This window comes from Peribacillus sp. NPDC046944 (assembly GCF_050272735.1).
Lineage (GTDB): Bacteria > Bacillota > Bacilli > Bacillales > DSM-1321 > Peribacillus.
Map to the genome: position 1 here is coordinate 52741 of NZ_JBNNML010000001.1, position 21943 is coordinate 74683.

At 42.4% G+C, this 21943-nt stretch carries 23 protein-coding genes and 2 riboswitches; of the genes, 7 read left to right on the plus strand and 16 right to left on the minus strand.

Annotated features, from left to right (window positions below):
- Positions 1-132: 132 nt before the first annotated feature.
- Positions 133-1398 (plus strand): NAD(P)/FAD-dependent oxidoreductase, encoded by a 1266-nt coding sequence (locus tag ACQKIC_RS00275; RefSeq protein WP_427590675.1) that lies wholly within the window; start codon positions 133-135, stop codon positions 1396-1398.
- 159 nt (positions 1399-1557) lie between these two features.
- On the opposite strand, the gene ACQKIC_RS00280 is transcribed toward ACQKIC_RS00275, so the two are convergent.
- The 9 genes from ACQKIC_RS00280 to ACQKIC_RS00320 form a co-directional block, all read right to left on the minus strand.
- On the minus strand, positions 1558-1896 hold the full coding sequence (locus ACQKIC_RS00280) for an MGMT family protein (RefSeq protein WP_403122226.1): 339 nt from the start codon (positions 1894-1896) through the stop codon (positions 1558-1560).
- A 20-nt stretch (positions 1897-1916) separates the two neighbouring features.
- Positions 1917-2465 carry an MEDS domain-containing protein gene (locus ACQKIC_RS00285; protein WP_427668482.1) on the minus strand — a complete coding sequence of 183 codons (549 nt, stop codon included), beginning with the start codon at positions 2463-2465 and terminating at the stop codon, positions 1917-1919.
- 155 nt (positions 2466-2620) lie between these two features.
- A complete protein-coding gene (locus tag ACQKIC_RS00290) occupies positions 2621-2806 on the minus strand; it encodes a sporulation protein Cse60 (RefSeq protein WP_402874688.1) in 186 nt (61 codons plus the stop codon).
- Between the two features lie 77 nt (positions 2807-2883).
- Positions 2884-3951 carry a tartrate dehydrogenase gene (locus ACQKIC_RS00295; protein ID WP_402874685.1) on the minus strand — a complete coding sequence of 356 codons (1068 nt, stop codon included), beginning with the start codon at positions 3949-3951 and terminating at the stop codon, positions 2884-2886.
- 240 nt (positions 3952-4191) lie between these two features.
- On the minus strand, positions 4192-4503 hold the full coding sequence (locus tag ACQKIC_RS00300) for a rhodanese-like domain-containing protein (RefSeq protein WP_402874682.1): 312 nt from the start codon (positions 4501-4503) through the stop codon (positions 4192-4194).
- A 311-nt stretch (positions 4504-4814) separates the two neighbouring features.
- Positions 4815-6137, minus strand: coding sequence for an MFS transporter (locus ACQKIC_RS00305; protein ID WP_427590676.1), 1323 nt, complete (start codon positions 6135-6137; stop codon positions 4815-4817).
- A 36-nt stretch (positions 6138-6173) separates the two neighbouring features.
- Positions 6174-8684, minus strand: coding sequence for a PEP/pyruvate-binding domain-containing protein (locus ACQKIC_RS00310; protein ID WP_427590677.1), 2511 nt, complete (start codon positions 8682-8684; stop codon positions 6174-6176).
- Between the two features lie 251 nt (positions 8685-8935).
- Positions 8936-9634 carry a CPBP family intramembrane glutamic endopeptidase gene (locus ACQKIC_RS00315; protein WP_427590678.1) on the minus strand — a complete coding sequence of 233 codons (699 nt, stop codon included), beginning with the start codon at positions 9632-9634 and terminating at the stop codon, positions 8936-8938.
- Between the two features lie 137 nt (positions 9635-9771).
- Positions 9772-10800, minus strand: coding sequence for an NADH:flavin oxidoreductase/NADH oxidase (locus tag ACQKIC_RS00320; protein ID WP_427590679.1), 1029 nt, complete (start codon positions 10798-10800; stop codon positions 9772-9774).
- Between the two features lie 188 nt (positions 10801-10988).
- Between ACQKIC_RS00320 and ACQKIC_RS00325 the strand changes: the two genes are divergently transcribed.
- Positions 10989-11429 (plus strand): MarR family winged helix-turn-helix transcriptional regulator, encoded by a 441-nt coding sequence (locus tag ACQKIC_RS00325; RefSeq protein WP_402874668.1) that lies wholly within the window; start codon positions 10989-10991, stop codon positions 11427-11429.
- A gap of 46 nt (positions 11430-11475) precedes the next feature.
- Here ACQKIC_RS00325 and ACQKIC_RS00330 read toward each other — a convergent pair whose 3' ends face one another.
- Entirely contained in the window at positions 11476-12318 is an 843-nt protein-coding gene (locus ACQKIC_RS00330; RefSeq protein WP_427590680.1) for an aldo/keto reductase, read from the minus strand.
- Positions 12319-12579: 261 nt separating this feature from the next.
- Here ACQKIC_RS00330 and ACQKIC_RS00335 point away from each other — a divergent pair, with 261 nt between their 5' ends.
- The 4 genes from ACQKIC_RS00335 (at position 12580) to ACQKIC_RS00350 (ending at position 15497) form a co-directional block, all read left to right on the plus strand.
- A complete protein-coding gene (locus ACQKIC_RS00335; protein ID WP_427590681.1) occupies positions 12580-12876 on the plus strand; it encodes a hypothetical protein in 297 nt (98 codons plus the stop codon).
- Positions 12877-12916: 40 nt separating this feature from the next.
- Positions 12917-14056 (plus strand): CAP domain-containing protein, encoded by a 1140-nt coding sequence (locus tag ACQKIC_RS00340; protein ID WP_427590682.1) that lies wholly within the window; start codon positions 12917-12919, stop codon positions 14054-14056.
- Positions 14057-14431: 375 nt separating this feature from the next.
- Positions 14432-14584 carry an anti-repressor SinI family protein gene (locus tag ACQKIC_RS00345; protein ID WP_427590683.1) on the plus strand — a complete coding sequence of 51 codons (153 nt, stop codon included), beginning with the start codon at positions 14432-14434 and terminating at the stop codon, positions 14582-14584.
- A gap of 211 nt (positions 14585-14795) precedes the next feature.
- Positions 14796-15497 (plus strand): DUF421 domain-containing protein, encoded by a 702-nt coding sequence (locus tag ACQKIC_RS00350; RefSeq protein ID WP_427590684.1) that lies wholly within the window; start codon positions 14796-14798, stop codon positions 15495-15497.
- Between the two features lie 66 nt (positions 15498-15563).
- Here the strand turns inward: ACQKIC_RS00350 and ACQKIC_RS00355 are convergent, their stop codons facing one another.
- The 6 genes from ACQKIC_RS00355 to queC all read right to left on the minus strand — a co-directional run bounded on the left by ACQKIC_RS00355 (position 15564) and on the right by queC (position 19456).
- Complete coding sequence (locus ACQKIC_RS00355) at positions 15564-16304, minus strand: alpha/beta hydrolase (RefSeq protein ID WP_427590685.1); 741 nt, start codon at positions 16302-16304, stop codon at positions 15564-15566.
- Between the two features lie 344 nt (positions 16305-16648).
- Positions 16649-16804 (minus strand): hypothetical protein, encoded by a 156-nt coding sequence (locus ACQKIC_RS00360; protein WP_403122245.1) that lies wholly within the window; start codon positions 16802-16804, stop codon positions 16649-16651.
- Positions 16794-17354 (minus strand): VUT family protein, encoded by a 561-nt coding sequence (locus ACQKIC_RS00365; protein WP_427590686.1) that lies wholly within the window; start codon positions 17352-17354, stop codon positions 16794-16796. Before ACQKIC_RS00365 ends, ACQKIC_RS00360 begins: the two co-directional genes overlap by 11 nt.
- A gap of 52 nt (positions 17355-17406) precedes the next feature.
- A riboswitch (PreQ1 riboswitch) is annotated at positions 17407-17449 on the minus strand.
- Positions 17450-17602: 153 nt separating this feature from the next.
- Entirely contained in the window at positions 17603-18331 is a 729-nt protein-coding gene (queE, locus tag ACQKIC_RS00370) for a 7-carboxy-7-deazaguanine synthase QueE (protein ID WP_403080314.1), read from the minus strand.
- Positions 18324-18794, minus strand: a complete 471-nt coding sequence (queD, locus tag ACQKIC_RS00375; RefSeq protein ID WP_403080312.1) for a 6-carboxytetrahydropterin synthase QueD — start codon at positions 18792-18794, stop codon at positions 18324-18326. Before queD ends, queE begins: the two co-directional genes overlap by 8 nt.
- A complete protein-coding gene (gene queC, locus ACQKIC_RS00380; RefSeq protein WP_403122615.1) occupies positions 18794-19456 on the minus strand; it encodes a 7-cyano-7-deazaguanine synthase QueC in 663 nt (220 codons plus the stop codon). Before queC ends, queD begins: the two co-directional genes overlap by 1 nt.
- Positions 19457-19514: 58 nt before the next feature.
- Positions 19515-19557, minus strand: a riboswitch (PreQ1 riboswitch).
- Between the two features lie 185 nt (positions 19558-19742).
- Between queC and ACQKIC_RS00385 the strand changes: the two genes are divergently transcribed.
- Positions 19743-21422, plus strand: coding sequence for a methyl-accepting chemotaxis protein (locus ACQKIC_RS00385; RefSeq protein WP_403122251.1), 1680 nt, complete (start codon positions 19743-19745; stop codon positions 21420-21422).
- The last annotated feature ends 521 nt before the right edge of the window (positions 21423-21943 follow it).

The following is a 21943-nucleotide window of genomic DNA, read 5'->3' on the forward strand; positions in this document are numbered from 1 at the left end:
AGAAAACTACACTCAAGTTTATCGTTTTCACGGATTTTATACAAACAAATCATTCCTTTTTATTGTAGTTCGCATTCTGACAGGGTCTTGCTATATAATGAAGAGACTGAAAAAAATAAAGGCGTGATCATTTTGAAATATGATGTAATAGTAATTGGCGGTGGCCCTTCCGGATTGATGGCAGCCATTGCGGCTGGCGAAAAAGGTGCCCACGTATTATTAGTGGATAAAGGCGAGAAATTAGGCAGGAAACTAGCGATATCAGGTGGCGGGCGCTGCAACGTGACGAACAGGCTCTCCATCGATGAAATCATTCAGCATATCCCTGGAAACGGGCGATTTTTATATAGTGCGTTTTCTGAATTCAACAATGAAGACATCATACAGTTCTTCGAAAAGTTAGGCGTGGCCCTAAAGGAAGAAGATCATGGCAGGATGTTCCCGGTCAACGATAAAGCACAAAGCGTTGTCGATGCCCTATTGACGCGCCTGGCCGATTTGAAGGTGAAGATCTATAAGAATTCCCCTGTCGCTGAGGTTCTCTATGATAATGGGAAAACGAGCGGCGTTCGCTTGAAAGATGGTCAAATCTTCGAAACGGATGCGGTCGTGATTGCCGTCGGGGGGAAATCAGTCCCGCAAACAGGCTCAACCGGTGACGGCTATGCTTGGGCACGTAAGGCCGGACATACAATCACCGAGCTGTTCCCGACGGAAGTCCCGGTCCTAAGTAATGAAACATTCATTAAAGAAAAGACGCTACAAGGGCTCGCACTTCGAGATGTTTCATTAAGCGTACTGAACCCAAAAGGCAAAACGTTGATTACGCATAAAATGGACATGCTCTTTACGCACTTCGGAGTATCCGGACCAGCCGTTCTTCGGTGCAGCCAATTCGTCGTCAAGGCAATGAAAAAGTGGAACCTCGCTGAAGTGACGATGAAAATCGATGCCCTTCCGGATCGGAACAAAGAAGAAGTCTTCCAAGATATCGCAAAGAAAATCAAGTCCGAACCGAAAAAGGCAATTAAAAACACATTAAAAGGACTTGTACCGGAACGGTATCTCCACTTCTTGCTGGAACGGAGTGGAATCGACCTTCAAGAACAAGGTGCGACAATCTCCAATGAAAAAATCCGCCGCTTCGCCGAACTATGTAAGGATTTCCAATTCGGTGTCCATGGAACCCAGTCGATTGAAAAGGCCTTCGTAACGGGTGGCGGCGTATCCGTCAAAGAAATCCAACCTAAGGAAATGGCCTCCAAACTAATGGACGGGCTGTATTTCTGTGGCGAGATTTTGGACATCCACGGATACACGGGTGGCTATAACATCACTTCTGCATTAGTGACCGGTCGACTTGCCGGCATGAATGCTGCATTATATGCTCGTTCATAGAATGTAAAGAGGCTGATCCCGTTCGTTACGGGATCAGCCTCTTTTGTGTAGCTATGATTTGTCCTTGATAGGAATTCAACCACAAATGGCCATTATTCAACCACAACGCCGATTTATTCGACCACGCCTACCCTTAATTCAACCACGATTTGCGTTTTTTCAACCACGATCCATATTCCATCCCTCGGCTTCCTCAGGGTGATGGCGGTACACCTCAAGGTCGACCTTGCCATGTTCTGTGATGTGGATTCCTTCACTCTCTAGTAAGAAGATTTGTTGGGAAGCCAGCCCTTCCTGTTTTAAGCCAATTTCACCCTTCGCATTGATCACCCGATGCCAAGGAAGGTTATATTTCTTGCTGCTTGAATGAAGAATGCGGACGACTTGCCTTGCACCGCGCGGGTGTCCAGCCAGTTGGCCGATTTGCCCATACGTCATGACTTTCCCCGGGGGAATATGTTGTATGATACCGATTACCTCTTCAGTAAAGCGCTCCAACTATCTCACCTCTGCCTGGTTTAGTTAGCTATGATTGTGCACGTTTCATCCGTCATGAACACGCCATGGTGCTTCATTAACATGGATTTCAGTGTCGGGGTCAGCCTACATTCATCATAGGCACAAACAGAAACCATGCCCTTTTTTGCAATGATTTGATTGACGCCCTTTTCATATTCGCTAATGCTCTCGAACACGACTTCCTCACTTCCCCCCCATTCAACGTGGCCCCAGGTTTGCAGGGAAACATCATTCGCCATGTATCCCTCCACATTCCTTAAAAAATACTCGACCATCGTGTTAGGATGAAAGTCTCCTTCAAAGCAGTAAAAATCAAAATTATTGATATGGTGCACTTTCTTCAGCTGTTCGTCATTTAATTGTCCTTGTAATTTCTTATATACGAAAGGAAAGATCCGATCATTTTCGACGACCATTATATCGTTTCCCTGTTCAACACCGGAAATAATGAATAGGGTTTCGTTATGAATATAAGTCTCCAGTTCATCGAAACAGTAGAACACATGGCCTCCGTTTGATTTCTTTAGTTCTTTCATGAGTTGCTTCATATTGTTATCCAAAATGGATCTCCCCTTTTAATACACCATCACACTGTATTACGTCTAACTTTACCTATTCTCTTCGCAGAAGACAAATCCCTTGAACAGTATGGCCTGTTTTTTACATGTAAAAAAAACCGACACCAAGTCATATGGGTCGGATTTCACCTTTTTTTATAAATGATCATCGCACTAAAACAATAAATCTGTTCATGTTCCTCTTCACCGGTCGTGGCGACATTGTATTTAATATCGACGATTTGACTATCACGGATATCGACGAGAAAGTCATTCATCTCCTCTTCCAAATCCTTTTCATGCTCATAATCAAACAACTTCACTTGAATCATTGGCTTTCCCCTGCCTTTTTAACGTTTGATGGTTATTGAGCAGGGTGCCCATTTTATTCATGGATTATACGTGTTACTTATAAATCCGATAGTAAAGCCACCGCTTCATTGCCGACTTCTTCAGTAGAACTATTTCCTCCCATATCAGGAGTGAGCACCTTTTTATCGACCATCACTTGTTCAATGACACCCAGTACCTTCTTGCCCCAATCTTCATGACCGAAGAAATCAAGCATCTGGCTCGCAGACCAAATGGCGGCAAGCGGATTGGCGATGCCTCGCTGCGCTATATCCGGTGCAGAACCATGGATGGGTTCGAACATGGACGGATACGCTCGTTCAGGATTTAAATTGGCCCCGGCAGCCAGCCCCATCCCTCCAGCAATGGCGGCGCCTAAATCGGTGATGATGTCACCGAACAAATTGGAGGTGACGACGATTTGAAACCTTTCAGGCTGTTTGACAAAGAACATGCTCGCCGCATCAACCAGGTAAGAATGCGTTTCCACTTCCGGATATTCCTGTCCAATTTCCTCGAACACCTCATCCCAAAAAACCATCGAATAATTCAAGGCATTCGCTTTACTGATGCTCGTTAGCGTTCTTCCCGACTTCCGTGCCAATTCATAGGCGTAACGGATAATCCGTTCCGTACCTTTACGGGAAAAGACACCTGTCTGTAACACCACTTCCTCTGGCTTTCCTTTAAATAGCCAATCCCCTGCACCGGCATATTCTCCCTCGCTGTTTTCGCGGATGACCACCATATCGATTTGGTCGTGAGTCACATCCTTCAGTGGACAAGGCGCACCCTTCAGCAACTTAATGGGACGGACATTCACGTATTGATCGAATTGCTTCCTTATTTTCAATAACAGTTCCCGTAAGGAAATATGATCTGGAACACCAGGATAACCGACTGCCCCAAGATAGACGGCCTCGAATTCCTTCAACCGTTCCAGCCCATCATCAGGAAGCATCTTCCCATGCTCCAGGTAATATTCGCACCCCCATGGAAAATAGGTGAATTCAAACGAAAAGTCGCCCGCTAATTCAGCTACTTTATTCAATACTTTTATACCTTCATCAATTACTTCAGGACCAATTCCATCTCCCGAGATGACCGCTACTTTATGTACATGCACTTGACAGATTCCCCTTTGTCTATATATTCTGACTTCAACATCCTTATTTTAACATATCCCCAGAAAAAAGAGCCCTCCGAAAGAAGGGCCCCACTCATTTAGCTCGGAAATATGCACGTCTTTCCGCATACCCCTTACACTGTGCACAAACATGTATCTTTTTTCGATCTTCGTTCAGATAGGTCGTGACGTCTTTCGTCTTCCGTTTGCAAAAGTAACAAGGCTTCTTGAAAAACCCCATCACTTAACGATGACTTCCCCTGTCCAATGCATCATTCCGCCATCCATGTTTGCCACTTTATAGCCTTGCTCCTGAAGGTAATGGCATACATTCTCACTGCGGCGTCCTGAACGACAGATGAAGATATATTCTTTATCCTTATCGAAGTAGTCAAGGTTGGCAGGGATATCATTCATGCGAATGTGCTTCGCTCCTTCGATCATGCCTTCTTGCACTTCTTCGTCTTCACGGACATCGACAAGTTCAATCGCTTCTCCTGCCTCAACCTTTGCTTCAATTTCTTCTGGTGTAAAAATTTTAATTTGTTCCATTATAAGCACCCCAAGTTATCGTTTAATTTGTCTTGTATATTATAACAAAACTTTCAGGAAAACATGACTATTATGGATGGCATATAACAGACCAATCATTCGAAAAAGTATTTCTCTCTACCTCTGGCCTGCCATCGTTATCGTAACATTGATTGGTTGCTTCCATGAATTCTCGATGTGTAAAATATGTACGGGCAAAAAGCATCGACATAATCAAGAAAAATATTAAAACACCAGCTAATACCATATACTTTTTTTTATTCAAAACGATACGGACTCCCCCTTCATTGATATAAAGGTTTCAACCTTAATTATACCGTACTTACTGCTTTATTCCTGTACACCATCCTGGCCAAAAGTGCACCTAACAAGGCTGCTATCATGAGAATGCCAAATAGGATGGAATAACTCGCAACAATCCCTATGAGCGTGGAAGAGGCGATGCTTCCGAAATATCGGAACGTCGAGAAGATGCCTGAAGCCGAACCGGAGACTGACTCATCCACCGCTTCAAGCGAGGCAACCTGCATACTGGTCAGTCCCAACCCTATAGCCAACCCATTTAACACGAGTGTAATGGCCAAGTAGATAAAAGACTGGGAGGAAATCACGAAAAATAATAAGAAATTCGTTACCACCGTTACGGCGAAAGAAAAGAAGATGACTTTTGCCGATACGAATTTTCGGTTTAGTTGCCCACCCATCATATTGCTGAGTGCCATGGAAATCGAGAACAGGGATAGCATGATTCCGCTCATGGATGTTGACATGTTCATTTTTGTCGTCATGATCAACGGCATGACAAGCAAGATTGCATACATGATGAAATTGTTTAGCAAGACCGATATGTTGGCATTCGCAAAGATAGGACTCTTAAACAATTGGAAATCGATGATCGGCGACGGAACGGAACGCTCGCGCTTCACGAATAGCACAATGAATAAAAGGCTCACGATTGCAAGAATGATAGACACCCTTGTCGAGTTTGTATGCGTCAACGATATTAATAAGGTTATTGATATGGCCAAATAGATGGAACCGAGTACGTCCAACGGTTTATTGGATGACTTTTTCTCAAGCTTAGGTATGAGGAACATACCGCCAGCAAGGGCACCGACTAAAAAGGGGACATTGACCCAAAAGATCGCTTTCCAACTAAGTACCGCGATTAACAACGATCCTACGAGAGGACCGACAGCTGCGCCCAGACCCATCCCCATCCCGAATAGTCCCATGACGCTAGATAAACGTTCACGTGACACCGTATGTCGAATCAAGGCGACCACATTCGGTATCAGCAATCCTCCACCGATCGCTTGAAGAGATCGAAAGACAACAAGCATGATCATATTTGGAGCCAATGCGCATCCTATGGAAGCCACAAGAAATAGGGCTGCACCGACTATATAGATCTTGCGGTTTCCATAAATATCACCCAATTTGCCGGCAATCGGCTGAGTGACGGCCATGACAATCAGATAAATCGTAACCACCCAGGTCGTACTATGTATATCCAATCCATAAAATCCCGATATGGAACCGAGCGCAATGGATATCATCGTTGAATTGATGGGCACGAGGAACGCCCCCATCAATGTTAGTGCTATCATCAGGAATTCTTTTTGTTTACTCATACTTTCACCTCTTACATTCTCTATCCAAAAGGGTAATTAGCCAATCATCGTAACGGTTCCTGTATTGCCGTCGACAATGACCCAATCCCCATCATGTAATCGTTCCGTTCCCACTTTCGTTCCTAAAACGGCGGGAATCTGATACTCCCTTGCAATAATTGCGGAATGAGATAGCATGCCCCCTGTATCCGTAACGATCGCTTCTGCATCCTGGAAGAAAGTCGTCCAGACGGGAGTCGTGTTTTTACAGACCAATATATCCCCCTTTTGAAACTTGGATGCTTCCTGCATGCTGGAGATCACTCGGACCGGGCCTTCGCTAATACCTCCGGAAGCCGCGATACCTTTCATCACATTCCCCGTATTCTCCTTATCTTCTTCGAGTGAGCCGAATACCATTTCCACGAAGTTCCGCTCTTTTTCCGACGGTTTCCCAAAATAAGAAGGAGCTTTTATTTTACCTTGAATCTCATATTGTTTCTTTCGTTCCTTCACGACTTCCATCAAGGAGTGAGGTTCATCCAGTGCAGCGAGGATCTCATCTTTATATACAAACCAGATATCTTTCTTATCGTCCAGCACTTGCTGCTGCACTAGAAGCTCACTCACTTTCAATAAATATAACCGGGCCTTCGCGTCAAACATGGCATCGATATAAAAGTGATGATCATCCGTGATAACAGCCGCATCTAAAGCCAATTTATACTGTTCTTCAAATGCTTCCAGATCGTTGGGATCCTTGATTCCGTTGATGATTTTTTGATACATCTGTTTTCTGGCCGTGACAGCCGACTCGAATTCTTTGTCAAAATCATGTTCATTCAGTATTAAGTTCTTGATGATTTGTAACACATGCTCATGGTTCTCAATCCATGTATCTTCTATAAAGTCATGTGACTTGGTGGAACGGTATCCGTACACGCTGACGAAGCTCTCCACACGGTTCAGGAAGTCCTTGCCCCTGCCGACGGTGTTGAGGTTCTGCAACAGGCTTCCTTCTTCCGATTCCATGAACACCTTCATCAAAGAAGGTTCCGCTTTTACTTTCAATGATAACTCCCAAAGCAAATGGTCGGATTCCAGTGACTTATTCATGACGCCAGCCAAAGATTGATAGAGTTCATGTAAAGGTGCATCTCCCGTTGCTTTTAGATAAATGGTCTCCAATTTCCTGTTGATATGATTGCTCGGGAAGACAATCATGAAGTGCCAGAAATACACATCCTTATAAAAGGCCTCTAACTCTACTAATCCCTTTTTCACTTTGTCGACCGTAAATGCTTGAGCCCTTTCCCCATCTAAATACCGATAGATGGGAATCAATTGATCATAGATGATTTCATACATCCGATCCCTCATTCGCGGATACATTTCCTCCATTAGTTTCTCTTGTTCTGCTAACAATTGGTTTGGGTCGGTTTCAAAGAAAGTCTGTTTCCCATAATAGTATCCGTTATGAGCTTTCATATTGGTATACCCCGTAGGTTCCTTCAATGCATCAACGGCCATGGCCATGCCTTCATAAAAAGGCTGGGTGACGATGGAAGTGAACAATGGCGAGATTGGGTTCGGGAAAAACGTATCAAGCAAAAACCAGAATTCATCCTCGTCTTTCCGTTCCAACAGGTAACCTTTCCTGGCTTCTGGCACGGATTCCTTTTTCTTCACTTCAGTCGTAATCGGCCTTGCTTGTAAAAGGTAGACTTGTTGGTCATGAATGCCAAACTCCAAATCTACAGGATGGTTATAATAGTTTTCCACTTTCAAGGTCATTTCTATTAATCTATGAATCAACTTATCTGATAAGCAATAGGCATTCCGTTCAGTCCGGTCCGTCGCCACTTCCATTGTTCCAGAGGAGTCGGAAATAATTTTCATTTCTTTACTGCCCTTGGTTCTTTCCATTTTCGTACCATCTCGACTGACCAAATAGGTATCCGGTGTGACCAAGCCCGATACGACGGCCTCACCCAATCCATAACTGGCATTGATCAAGATACACTCCGGGTTATATGTAACAGGATCTTGACTGAAAATCACCCCTGAAATATCTGAATAGATTTGACCTTGAACGACAATCCCCATTGAAATGCTATCTGACCCTTCAAAAATATTCTCGGTATATTGCTGTACCCTGTTCTCAAAGCAAGATGCCCAGCATGATTTTACTTTACCTAAGAAATCCTCTTCCGTTTTTACATTCAAATAGGTTTCATATTGACCCGCAAAGGAGGCCCCTTCCAAATCTTCCGCACCAGAAGAAGAACGAACGGCCACGGCAGGATAACGTTTCCTCAATTCCTGGAAAGCGGTCAATACATCCCTTACTAAATCATCCGGGATGACCGCCTCCATAACCTCCGTTTGGATGGATTCGCTCTTTATATCTAATTGATTCTTTTCGAGGAAGTGTGAAAAGGCCACACTTGTGATGACGAAACCATCAGGTACAGGCATGCCCAATTTCGACATTTTGATTAGATTTAGCGCTTTTCCACCTACCATTTCATTACACTCGGTTGCATGATTGAATCTAGCTGTAAACATCTACGCTTATCCCCTTTCATTCATAACCCATAAATAACGACACAAACAAAACCAATGAACAGGCAGGAAAACCCATACATTGGCTTCGAATCCATTTTTAACAATAAAGTAAAATGCTTTACATTTCACATGAAAACTTGCCAAATCACAACAATTGGTAAAATGTAATCAAAATAAAAAAAAGGGACTTCCATTGAAAGTCTCTTTATTTTTCCATTCACTTGTGAACACAGCACTTCATTTACCATTTCTCAACCAAATGCGGTAAGGACCAGGGCAATGGCATTGAATGTACCGTGGATGATCATGCCGGGAACGACTGATTTGGTTTTTTCATAAGTCCAAGCAAAGAGGAGGCCCGATATAAAAGTGACCGGCAAGACATTATAGTTTGGGATATGGACGATCATGAAGATGAAGGAACTGAGAATCAATCCAGCCTTCAAGCCGTATTTACTCCTTAGCCACCTATAAAGAAAACCCCGATATAAGATTTCTTCGTAAATAGGTGAAATGATTGCCGCCGACACGAAACCGAGAACGAAATGGATGGGGGTCAAATGAGCCTGAACACTTTCCGTTTTGCTATTTTCATAGCCTATCCCCACTATATCCATCACGATGAGAATCAGGATGCTGACCACAATCAATACAAATGACCAGCCGATGATATTCTTCCAATAGCTTCTCTGAAACTTACGTAACCCCACTTCATTCCATCTTAGGCTTTTCGGTTGTAAAGCAAGTGAATAGACGGCCAGCATAAAGATGATTGACATGATGAAACCGACCAATGTTCCGGAATACAAATCGTCATGAAATAATTCCAATAAGAAATTCGCCAATAAAAACTCGATAAAAAACGGTACCAGGACTAAAACAAGTACAAGGATGGAAACAAGTTCCCTCCAGGACCATGCTCTACTTTCGAAATATGTATGCAAGACCATTCCCCCTCTAAACGTTATCTTCAGTTTATAAGGTTACGTAACGTTACCTACAAGCACTTATTTTACAAAAATGTCCCAATGTTGGTGCATACAAAAAAATGACCGCAAGCAAATGCTGCGGCCACCGGTCCATACTTTTAATGTTTGAATGCTCGTTGATATTGCTTTGGAAGCTCAATCTGTTTATTCAGCGTTTTAGAAGCCTCTAATGTCCAGTAAGGATGACGGAGCATCCCTCTTCCCACTGCCACCAAGTCGGCTTCTTCGTTACCAATGATCGAGTTGGCAAGGATCGGGTCTTCCAATCGGCCTACAGCAATTACTGGGACGTCCAGCGCTTTTTTGATTTCTCTCGCTAATGGCGTTTGATAATTGGCATGCGTGCCCGGTCTTCCATCAGCGCCAATCGGTCCTTCTCCACCGGAGCTGACATGGAACATATCCACTCCCGCTTCTTTAAAGACTTTCGAAAACTCGATGCTCTCTTCAATTCCATATCCTCCATCCACATACTCTTTAGCAGAGATGCGCATGATCAAAGGCATATCGGCAGGCATTTCACTTTTCGCCGCTTTAATGACTTCCACTCCGAACTTGGTCAGGTCTTTCCCGTATTCGTCTTCCCGCTTATTCGTAAGTGGAGAGGTGAATTGGTGAATTAAATAGCCATGTGCACCATGCAACTCAATGACGTCGAATTCAGCTTGTACCGCTCTTCTGACAGATAGACGGAACTTCTCGACCATTCCCTTCACTTCTTCCGTTTCCAAGGCTCTCGGCGTTTTATACGTTTCATCAAAGGCAATCGCCGATGGGGCAACAGGTGTCTCTGCATCTTCGGCTTTGCGTCCTGCATGGGCGATTTGGATGCCGATTTTTGCTCCATATTGATGCACTTCATCGACAATCTTAGTGAAAGCCCCAACTTGATCGTCAGACCATAGACCAAGGTCGCGATTGGAAATCCGGCCATCCGGTTCCACATCGGTCATTTCCACGATAATCAAACCTGTGCCGCCAATCGCTCTGCTTACATAATGATGTTGGTGCCAGCTTGTCGGTACGCCATCTTCAGCCATGACTGAATACTGACACATAGGTGGCATGACGACTCTATTTTTAAGATCGAGATTTTTTATAGAATAAGGGGAAAATAAATCTTTCATAGTATCTAACTCCTTCTCAAAGTATTATAATGCATGCACATGCATTTATATCATGCACAAAAAGTAGTGTCAACTAATTCAAATCGACCGATGCTCAAATCGGCTATTGTCATTGATCCATCCTATTGGTACATTTAATTTAACGAATGGTACATGTAAAATAGGTAAACAGAGGGAGGCAAAAAGATATGTCCCATGAACAATCCCTTATAAATACTTGGTTATCCTTTACACATATACATGCCGAGCTCTCCAATGACCTTGATAGAGCCTTGCAGGAAAAGCACCAAATGCCCTTGAATGAGTTTTACGTTTTATTGTACTTATCTCAGGCACCTGAAAAAAAATTGAGGCTTTTGGAATTACAGCGGCTTGTCGGGTTAAGCCAAAGTGCCATGTCCAGGCTTTCCGTCAGGATGGAAAACAAAAGTTGCGGGGTAATAAAACGGCTCGGATATGAAGATGACCGACGTGGCGTATGTGCCCTCATCACGGATAAGGGTGAGCAGCGCCTTCGCGAAATGTTGGAAACGGTTAACGAAACGCTTAACACATCATTATCCAACAGTGACATGGGTACAGCCCTTGCTTTTTTCATGAATGGTCAATCATCGAGTAAGGACGATTGAATGAAAAAAAGAGATAGACTGCAAGCTCGTCTATCTCTGCCTTTCCTTAAAAATCGAAGTTGTCAGGATCTGGTCCGACTCGATGATTCTGATTCATTTCATTCATTCGCGCCATATCTTCTTCCGTTAGTTCAAAATCAAATACCGAGGAGTTCTCCACGATTCGATGCTCTTTTGTCGACTTTGGAATCGTCACGATCCCATTTTGTAAATCCCAACGTAAGATGACCTGGGCCACGGATTTTCCATACTTGGATGCAATCTGTTGAAGGTCCTTATTATCTAATAATTCACCTTGCATTAATGGAGACCAAGCTTCCAATTGAATGCCTTCTTGTCGGCAAAATTCCAGCAATTCCCTTTGAGTTAGACGTGGATGACATTCAACTTGATTGACCATTGGCTTCACTTCTGCTTCATTCAATAAATCCTTCAGATGGTGGATTTGGAAATTACTTACCCCGATCGCTTTTACCTTTCCTTCTTTATAAAGAGTCTCCATTGCTCTCCAAGCTTCTTTATATTTCCCTTCGACTGGCCAATGAATCAAGTAAAGATCAAGATAATCCAAACCTAGCTTCTTTAAGCTAGTCTCGTAAGCAGCGAGTGTCGATTCATAGCCAAGTTCGGAATTCCAAACTTTTGACGTTACAAACAAATCCTCCCTTGCAATGCCCGCTACCTCTAGCCCTTCGCGGATTCCTTGCCCTACTCCCTCTTCATTCGCATAAATGGCTGCAGTATCAATGCTACGATACCCGTGTTTAATGGCTACTTTGACTGCATTCACCAACTCTGGACCTTCCTCCACTTTAAATACGCCTAAACCGAACCAAGGCATTTCGACGCCATTATGTAATGTTGTTGTTGCTTGTAAACTATTGACCATAATCAGAAACCTCCAATTTTTATTATCCACTATAAGAAATGTCTACTGCTTTTGAGGCATCATCCACCTCACCATCCATTATGATATATTTTAGTAGTAAAATACAGTAATGTACTTTAAAGGATAAGGCGTATGGTGATTTTCAGCACCGGGTATGTTGAGCGAGAAACTGAAAATTGACAAAGGAAGGAACCCTTATGTCCCGTGTAGAAAACTATATACAGCGGGGGAACATTAGGAAATGATTAATAGGAGGAAAACATGAAAGTACTATTTGAGTTAATCCGGATTCTTTTATTATTCGGTATTGTCGGGGCATTGTGTTCCGTTCTGTTAGAGAATGTGTATCAGAGTTTCGGAATAGATTATAATCAGTATAGCTACTTCGGTTCTGTGGCCATACTTATATTATTGTTTGTTTTATATAGAAACAAGTTGCAATTCAGTGGGTGGTACAAAGGAAAAAAAGAAAAGCTGCCAAAAAGGGTTACCCAGGTCCTTTTCTTATTCTCCATCGTATTGTTATCTTTACCTCCCCTATTACAGTTTATGAGCTAATCATTGGGAACGTAATTATATGTGAGTTGGGGTGAACGATGTGCGGAGTGTGATTAATCTATTGATTCTCTTTCTTCTTCTCGGCGGATTTTGGTATGGGTATGGAAAAGACATTCAGGAGTCGGGATTAAAGGCGGGAATCGGATCTTTCACGACGGATGTTCGCTCCCTCTTAACCAAACCTGAAGTATCAAATGCCATTGAAAAACTGAATACCGGAGTCAACCAGTTGATCGGCAAATTGAAGGATACAGTCGATCAAGCAAGAGATGAGGAACAAACCGAAACGAAAAGGGTGGATAAACCTGACTTGAAGGCCCCTGCTGAATCCTCCTTTTCGGTCCGTAATATCGAGCTTGGCGACACAAAGGAATCCGTCGAAAAGCAGGCAGGTGAGGCCAAACGCCATTCCCTGAACGAATATGGAGTAGAGTGGTTTGCCTATCATGAAAATTATCAAAATTTCTTCATGGTGGCCTACGACAGCAAGAATAGAGTCGTCGGTCTCTATACAAACCAGGATTTGATTTCATCCAAGCAAGGAATCAAACGAAATACACCCAAGGAAACCGTGACGGAAAAATTGGGTAAACCAATAACAAAACTGCTTAAAGGAAATGTATATTACCAGATTCAAAGCAATGGCGAATATGATACGTTCAAAATGGATAACAGCTTCGTCACGATTTTTTATGATAAACATGAGGATAATACAGTCACATCGATCCAAATCATCAGTGCAGGTCTTGAACAGCAAAAAAGCACCTATTTTGCCCCCTCCAGCCCGGAGCTTAAAAAGGGCTTTGAATATCAACTATTCGACTTGACCAATGCCTCAAGGGTCAATCATGATCTTTCCGTCCTGTCATGGGATAAGCAGGTGAAAGTGACGGCCCAAGATCACAGTAAAGACATGGCCGTCAACCAATACTTTAACCATACTAATCTTGATGGGGAATCTCCCTTCGATCGGATGGAAAGTGACAAAATCACTTTCCGCATGGCCGGAGAGAACCTTGCCGCTGGTCAGAACAGCAGTATCTTCGCCCACGAAGGCTTAATGAATTCCATCGGTCACAGGGAAAATAAATTACAAAAAGACTTTTCTTCACTGGGAGTGGGCGTCGCCTTTGAGGAAGATGAAAAACCGTATTACACAGAAAACTATTTAAAAAGATAAGCCACTTTACATGCCGTAATCAGGAAAAGCCTGATCGGCTTTTTTATTTTCTTTAATATTCTGTTAATTTAGCATTTTAACTTGACTCCTACTTTATCACTGTAAGATAATACAAAAGAGTAATAACATGGAAAAAAGACAGGATAACAGCCGCATCACTACATAGGAAAATGAGTAATGACACTCACGAATAAAGGCCCCATTTACGAAAAGCCTAATGAATATAAGGGAGCCCTGACAAAAAACATCCGGAAAGTCAAATAGAAGAAATTGAAAAGTACGGAACAGCACTAAAACCCAAGAAGTCATTTTACTCTCTAACTTGCGCTGCTCTGGGTGAATAAAAAATACAAGAGGTAGATTGGGAGGGTGATCATGGAATCCAGGAACAGATTGAAACAGGAGCAACTCGATAAAATATGGCTGGCACTTATAATGGAAGCCAAAAGAATTGGCCTAACGATAGAACAGGTCAAAAAATTCATCGAGAAGAACTCAAGTGACGAGCCTGCACAAAAAATACGTTAAAAAGGGGCTGTCTAATAAGTCCTTACTCCAGTGAACTTCGCAAAAATAAAGAGGCAGAAATGTTGTTAAATCAACGTTTCTGCTTTTTACATATTCAATTTCGGTGTAATTACCCCTTTTGGGACAGCCCTTTTTTTTTCATTTTTACATCTAAACCAGTCAAACGCTCATACTAATTCTTAGATAACAAAAAACAAGGACGTGAGCTTAGATGGATTTTTTCTACAGCCAAGACACACTTACTACAATTCAGTGGATTTTGAGAGCCATCATATCATTCCTTTTTTTACTCTTTGCAGTTAAATTGATGGGGCGCCGGGCCATTTCTCAGTTAAGGTTGATTGACTTTTTAATGGCACTGATCATTGGAAATATTCTTGCCCACCCATTATCTGATGAACAGTTAGGCTTAAAGGGACCGATGATCACGTCAGTCGTACTAGTTATTTTATATATAATCAGTGTATTTGTGAGTCTTCATTGGGGCAGACTCCGAAATTTTTTTGAAAGTCCTCCTTTGCCTCTTATAGAAAACGGACAAGTCATCCACAAAAACTTAGTCAAAGCGCGAATTTCTATCGATATCATTTTATCCGAATTAAGAAAGGCAAAAATTGAAGAGATTCAAAAAGTTGCTTTGGCATTTTGGGAACCGGATGGGACTATTTCGTTCTTCTTACTTCCCCAATACCAATCAGTGACCCCTGGTGATATAAAGTTGACCACAAAGCCATTTTCTTTTCCTATAACCATTATTAAGGAGGGAAAGATTGATTTTCACGAATTAAACCGAGTGGGTATAGATGAAGGATGGCTGAAAAGGAAAGTAACCATGTACAATGCGGACATAACCGATATCTTATTGGCAACTATCGATACTAACGGGAACGTGAAAGTGTTCTTATACAGCTGAATTTCATCAGACAGAAGATTTACATTTAGAAAAAGGCCGCCCAATTTAACCGGCAGCCTTCCCACTTTACCAAATCAAGTTATTTAAAAACCGATGAACATCTTCATAAACTTGCTCCCGCTCTTTCCCCAATGTGATGATATGCCCTGATTGCTCATACCATATCAATTGCCTATGTTGCGTACCGACATCATTGAAGATCATGGGTGCACTTTCCGTATAGTCGGAATCATCCAACCGGCCCTGTTGAACAAGAGTCGGTGCTGTAATCAAATCTAAATTTTCGCTTGTATCTTCTATGATATGCAAAACGTCTTTCAACGAGTGCATAGGCTCTTTTTCTAACCGTTTAATTTCTGCATCGATTTGGTCTGGGTCTTTGCCTTCGAATTTTTTGTAGGCCTTGGCATAACTGATCATACGATTATGTAATCGACTCACGTCTCTCCCTTTCATCGGGGCACACATGGAAACGACACCTTTCACAGGGAATTCCGTTCCCACTTTTAAAGAGAAGACCCCACCGAGGGAAATCCCGACCACGGCGATATCCTCGTACCCTTCTTCTTTAAGGAAACGGTACCCATCCACTACGTTTTTCCACCATTCCTTTGGACCTGTATGGATGAGCTCCTCAGCTGGCAATCCATGACCTTTATATAGAGGTGCGTGGCAGGTATAGCCGCGGTCATTGAGATAACGACCCAACTTCTTCATATCTGCTGTGCTTCCAGTAAATCCGTGAAGTAAGAGAACTGCTCTCTCTCCACCTTTGTATGTGAATGACTCAGGTGCAATGACTTTCATACTATCTGCTCCTTTTCCTCAAGTTGTATATATTGAAATTTCTGATAAAATCATTAACTATTTAAAGTAACCCTCTTTACCCCGATTATAGTACCTATGCCTTACTTAGGACAAGTGATGCGGTCCGAAGGACATTTTACTATGACTGGTTTTATTTAGCAATCTAAATTTTCCTTTTTTAGTTTAGCAATGATGTACCTTATATTTCGAGGTACATCATGTTAATAAAAAGGTACGTAATCATACCGTACCTTTTCCCTTCTTATTATCGATAACCTTGTTTGACTACGCAGGATAGGAATCTAATTTTCTATAAGAAAAACCCGTTTAACAACGGGTTTTGTTTACTCGCATTCTCTCGATTCTAGCTTATCAAGGTTATGCTTTCTGTAGTTGGCACAAGAAAGCTTCAAGCATTCTCCTTGGACTTGCGGACCATATTTCTCGCGAAAAGCCTCCAAGCAATAGCACTTATCTTCTTCTTTAGTATCATCCATCAAGCGCATTCCCTCCATTATTGATCCGCTTATCAAGCCTTACATGGATTTTCCCCAATAAAATGGCCCCTATTGACTGAATGACCGTTTTGACAATGATTTGACCAACAATCGCGGCTGGTACAGAGGACCACGGCAAGATGTTCGCCCCCAGTGGACTAAGCCCAATCACCACAAATATTGCGGAATCGAAAAAGCCTCCAACTACCCCTGAGTAAAATACCCTCCAACTTAATGGTAGCTTCAATCGAGTATATATTTCCGTATCTGCCGTTTCCGCCACCACGAATGAAAGGGCGGAAGCAAATACGATTAATAATGTATCCCCTAACAAGAATGATACACTTGCTGATAAAATTAATGCCAGAATAATGCACAGATAAGTCCTTGCCCTGCCAAACTTATTTTGAACTAAATCACGGAAGATGAAGGTCCCTCCGATCAACAATGTCCCCATCGGGATGATGAACATACCTAATTGCAGTGGCATAAAAGCGGCTGTGACCACATTCGCGGTTACAATGGACAATAAATACAATAGAACTCTAAACATTCCTTACAATCTCCTTTTATAGGAAAAAACAGCACCCTAAGAAAGAGTGCTGTTCTCCTTAGTTTTTTTGAGAGGGTAGCTAGAACCTCTTCCGCCTCAAGCGGATTATCTTTTTTCCTTTTTCATCTTATCTTGGATACGGAAGTAAATCAAGGATAAAAGTACCCCCTCGCGTATCTAAAAGTAAAGAACATATAATAGAAGAGAAACGGCATTTAATAGAAAGTATGACCTCCCCATCCTTTTCCTTACACGCCCCGTTTATTTCCCCAGATATACGTGTGCAGCTGGGGGAGCACCTTCACATCATTCAGTTCGTCATCGGCAATCACCCGATTAATTAACTGTTCATATTTTCCCAACAGTTCACTGACCAGCTGCCGATCGTCCGTCGTCACGCTGTCATCATTGCCTACCTGCAGGTAATAAGGAATGCCTGGATAGCGGGCATGTACATTCTTCGCATATTGATAATCAGCTTCATCAAATACGACAATCTTCAAAGAGATTTGATTTTCATCCCTTCTATTGGAAAGCTTAGATAGGATATCATCAAGCACTTCAAAATCGGTCTTCATCCTTGAACTTGGCGGTTTTGGTGATATCGTCAGTTCATCAATATCGAGAAACCAATCCTGCCACCGGCTACCTTGTGTCTCCACGCCAATTCTGATGTTCTTCTCTTTTAAAAGGGTGATTAACTCAGCCATATTCTTCAAGAGGCCGGGATTGCCCCCGGATATCGTCACGAAGGAGAAACCCTTGCCTCCCTTGAGTTTTAGCTCCTCCCATATTTCTTCAGCTGTCATGTGGACGATATCTTCCTTTCCTGTCCCATCCCAAGTGAAGGCGGAATCACACCAAGCACATGAATAGTCGCACCCAGCTGTCCGGACGAACATCGTCTTTTGCCCGATGACCATGCCTTCCCCTTGAATGGTCGGCCCGAAGATTTCCATGACGGGCAGCTTACTCACAGTCCATCCACTCCCGTCTTGCTTCAGCATAACTCGTCGGCGTTTCATAAAGACGGACAAATTCAACCCTAGCCCCTTTATAGTCCTTGTTTTGCAGGGCATCAGCCATCTTTTCATAAATCCAGACGACGATATTTTCAGCTGTTGTATTCATAAGTGGCAGCGTTTCATTCAAATAGCGGTGGTCAAGATGAATGTCGATTTCTTTTTTCCAGATCTCTTTGATGTCGCCAAAGTCGATCATCAACCCACGGGAATCATTATAGCCGCTTATGCCAAAAATGACTTTATACGTATGGCCATGCAGATTCTTGCATTTCCCTTCATAATCATGAAGATGATGAGCTGCATCAAACGTGAATTCCTTGCTCACGAGCACCCGTCTTTGATGATAGTTCAATTGATTACGATGAATGTCCTGTTCTATTTTTTGAAGCTTATCGACAATCTTGAACCCATACATTATAGGTTCACCTGCCGTCTAATCACATAGTCATCCAGACCCCTTTTTCGAAGCTTGCATGCCGGACACTCCCCACAGCCATCGGCTATGATTCCGTTATAACAAGTCAGCGTCTTTTCACGAACGAAATCAAAGGCACCCAGTTGATCCGCCATTTCCCATGTTTCTTCTTTATTCAGCCACATAAGCGGCGTATCTATAACAAAAGACTGATCCATCGAGAGATTCAAAGTGACATTCAACGATTTAATGAACACATCCCGGCAGTCTGGATATCCGCTAAAGTCCGTCTCACAAACACCGGTTACAATATGCTTCGCCCCAATTTGGCTTGCAAGCACTCCTGCGAATGACAAGAACAGTAAATTCCTTCCCGGTACGAATGTAGACGGTAACTCCCCTTCTTCCCCATCCGCCACAGCAATGTCACTTCTCGTCAACGCATTCGGCGCCAACTGGTTCAACAACGACATATCCAGAACATGATGCGGGATGTCCAGTTCCTTTGCAATATTCCGCGCACAATCAATTTCCAAGCTATGACGCTGATTATAATCAAACGTCACTGCCTCCACTTCCGAAAAATGCTTCATGGCCCAGAATAAACACGTCGTACTGTCTTGTCCCCCACTAAACACCACTACTGCCTTTTCTTTCTTCAACATTATGAAAAACTCCTTTTTTACGGAAAAAAGCAGCACCCTAAGAATAGAGTGCTGCTTTTCCTTAGTTTTTTTGAGAGGGTAGCTAGAACCTCTTCCGCCTAAAGCGGCTTATAATCTTTTCTCTATAATCATAACGCAATATATGGAATCATATCAATATATTCCATAAAAACAAAGAGATTCCCTGTCTTTTCAGCTCAATTTCTCCTTTCCTCTTTAAATATCGGTCCCCATTTCCGATAAACAGAAGGTAAACTAATCTACCGAAAAAGGGGCCGTACACTTGAAAAAGATTAAAACAAAGGTATTGTTAGCATTTATGCTAGTCATATCTTTATGCATCATATTAGGAGCCTATAGTATTTACAGCAGCAATAAGTCTCTTAAACATTCTAGAGATATCATCGACCATGAATTGCCTCTTCTTATTAAAGATGAACAATTACTCTATAACCTTTCGCAAAGAATGGCATTTGTTAGAGGGTATATCCTATTTGGAGATGAACAATATAAAGAGGATTTCCTAGCTTATACCGAAGAAAGCAAACACCTACAAGAAGAGCTATTAGCCTTATCCGACTCTGAGAGAACGAAAGAAATCATTGAAACAAGCATTGATTGGAGAACCATGATTGAAGAACGCGTCTTTACCCAGTATGAGCAAGGAGATGAAAAACAGGCGAAAGAAATATTGCTAAATGAAGTAGCGCCCATAAGCACGGAAATAATGGATGGCTTCAAAGAGCTCGCTTCCGAGCGCGAAAAACTGATCGTCGCTTCCGGAGAGACCGTCATCAGCAGTGGAAAATCCGTTAAAACGACGAGTATCATTTTATCCATCATTACAGTCATAGCAGGAATTGGCCTTGCCCTTGTGACAGCCAACCTCATTACCAAACCGATCCTAAGGATCCGAGACAGGATGAAGCTAGTGGAAAAAGGTGAACTGAACCATGAACCACTTAAGCAGACATCAAACGATGAACTCGGGGAATTGACGTTTTCTACAAACGAGATGCAGAGAAACCTTCGCGATATCATCGAAAACATGCTGAATGTATCCGAATCCGTTACAAGCAAAAGCGAAGAGCTGACCCAATCGGCAAATGAAGTGCAACAAGGAAGCAGTCAAATTGCAACCACTATGTACGAGCTGTCAGAAGGCTCTGAGTCACAAGCCAACCAAGCAACGGAAATCGTCCGTATGGTGGAAGAATTCTCAGGAAAGATCCAAAAGGCACACAGTGAAGGAGAAGAAATTTCCCAAACCTCCACAGAGATTCTATCCCTAACTAAGGAAGGGACAGTCTTGATGAACAAATCCGTGCAGCAAATGCAAACGATTGATAGGATTGTGAAACAGGCAGTCGATGAGGTAAAAGGCCTTGATTCACAATCCCAGGAAATTTCAAAGCTCGTTCAGGTCATACAGGACATTTCCAATCAAACCAACTTACTCGCTTTAAACGCAGCCATCGAGGCGGCACGCGCCGGCGAACATGGAAAAGGATTTGCCGTCGTCGCCGAAGAAGTTCGGAAACTCGCGGAACAAGTTACAGATTCTGTGGGTGACATTACTGGAATTGTTACAGCCATTCAAACAGGTTCAAAAACCGTCGTTCACTCCTTGGAAGATGGATATACACAAGTAGATGAAGGCACCCAACAAATTACCATTACCGGCCAAACCTTTGAAACCATCAATCATTCAGTGGGAGCCATGAGCACAAAATTACAACACATAACCAATGACTTACACTATATCTCTACCAATAGCATAAAAATCAACCAGGCTGTCGAAGACATTGCAGCCGTTTCCGAAGAGTCAGCAGCAGGCATTGAACAAGTATCCGCCTCAGCACAGCAATCCAGCTCTTCAATGGATGAAATCACCAATCACGCCAGTGAACTTGCATCATCGGCTGAACAGTTAACAGATCAGGTTAAAAGATTTCAATTATGATGAAAGCCGCTTCCCACACCTACCTTGTGGGAAGCTTTTCCTTGCATTTAGCTATTCCTATGAAGTTAATAACAAATATATCCTCTTCATTAAAATTGTTTCAATATAGTGAATACGGGGAATAAACTAATAACAACACAAAACAAACTATAATAAAAAATTCACCATGAATCTTATACAGAGAGAAATAATTCAACTTACACTATTATTTTCTGAATATTCAATGTATAATTAATATTACTCCAGTAATATTTACATCAGTAAATAGTAGAATTACTACTTCCTCTCTAGAAGTGTCAGCACACTTTTAAAAAGCATTTGAACCAACTCTTAATTACTCTCATTTGAAACCCGATCAACAGGAGACTCTCTAAACAGACGAGATGGTCTTACATCAATATCGTATTCCAAATCCAGAGAACTAAGTCTATATAATCACCTTTACTATTTTTTATTTCCTATTTTATAATAAGTGGTTAATTTCCACCTAAAGTATGTTACTATTAACCTAATACTTTTTA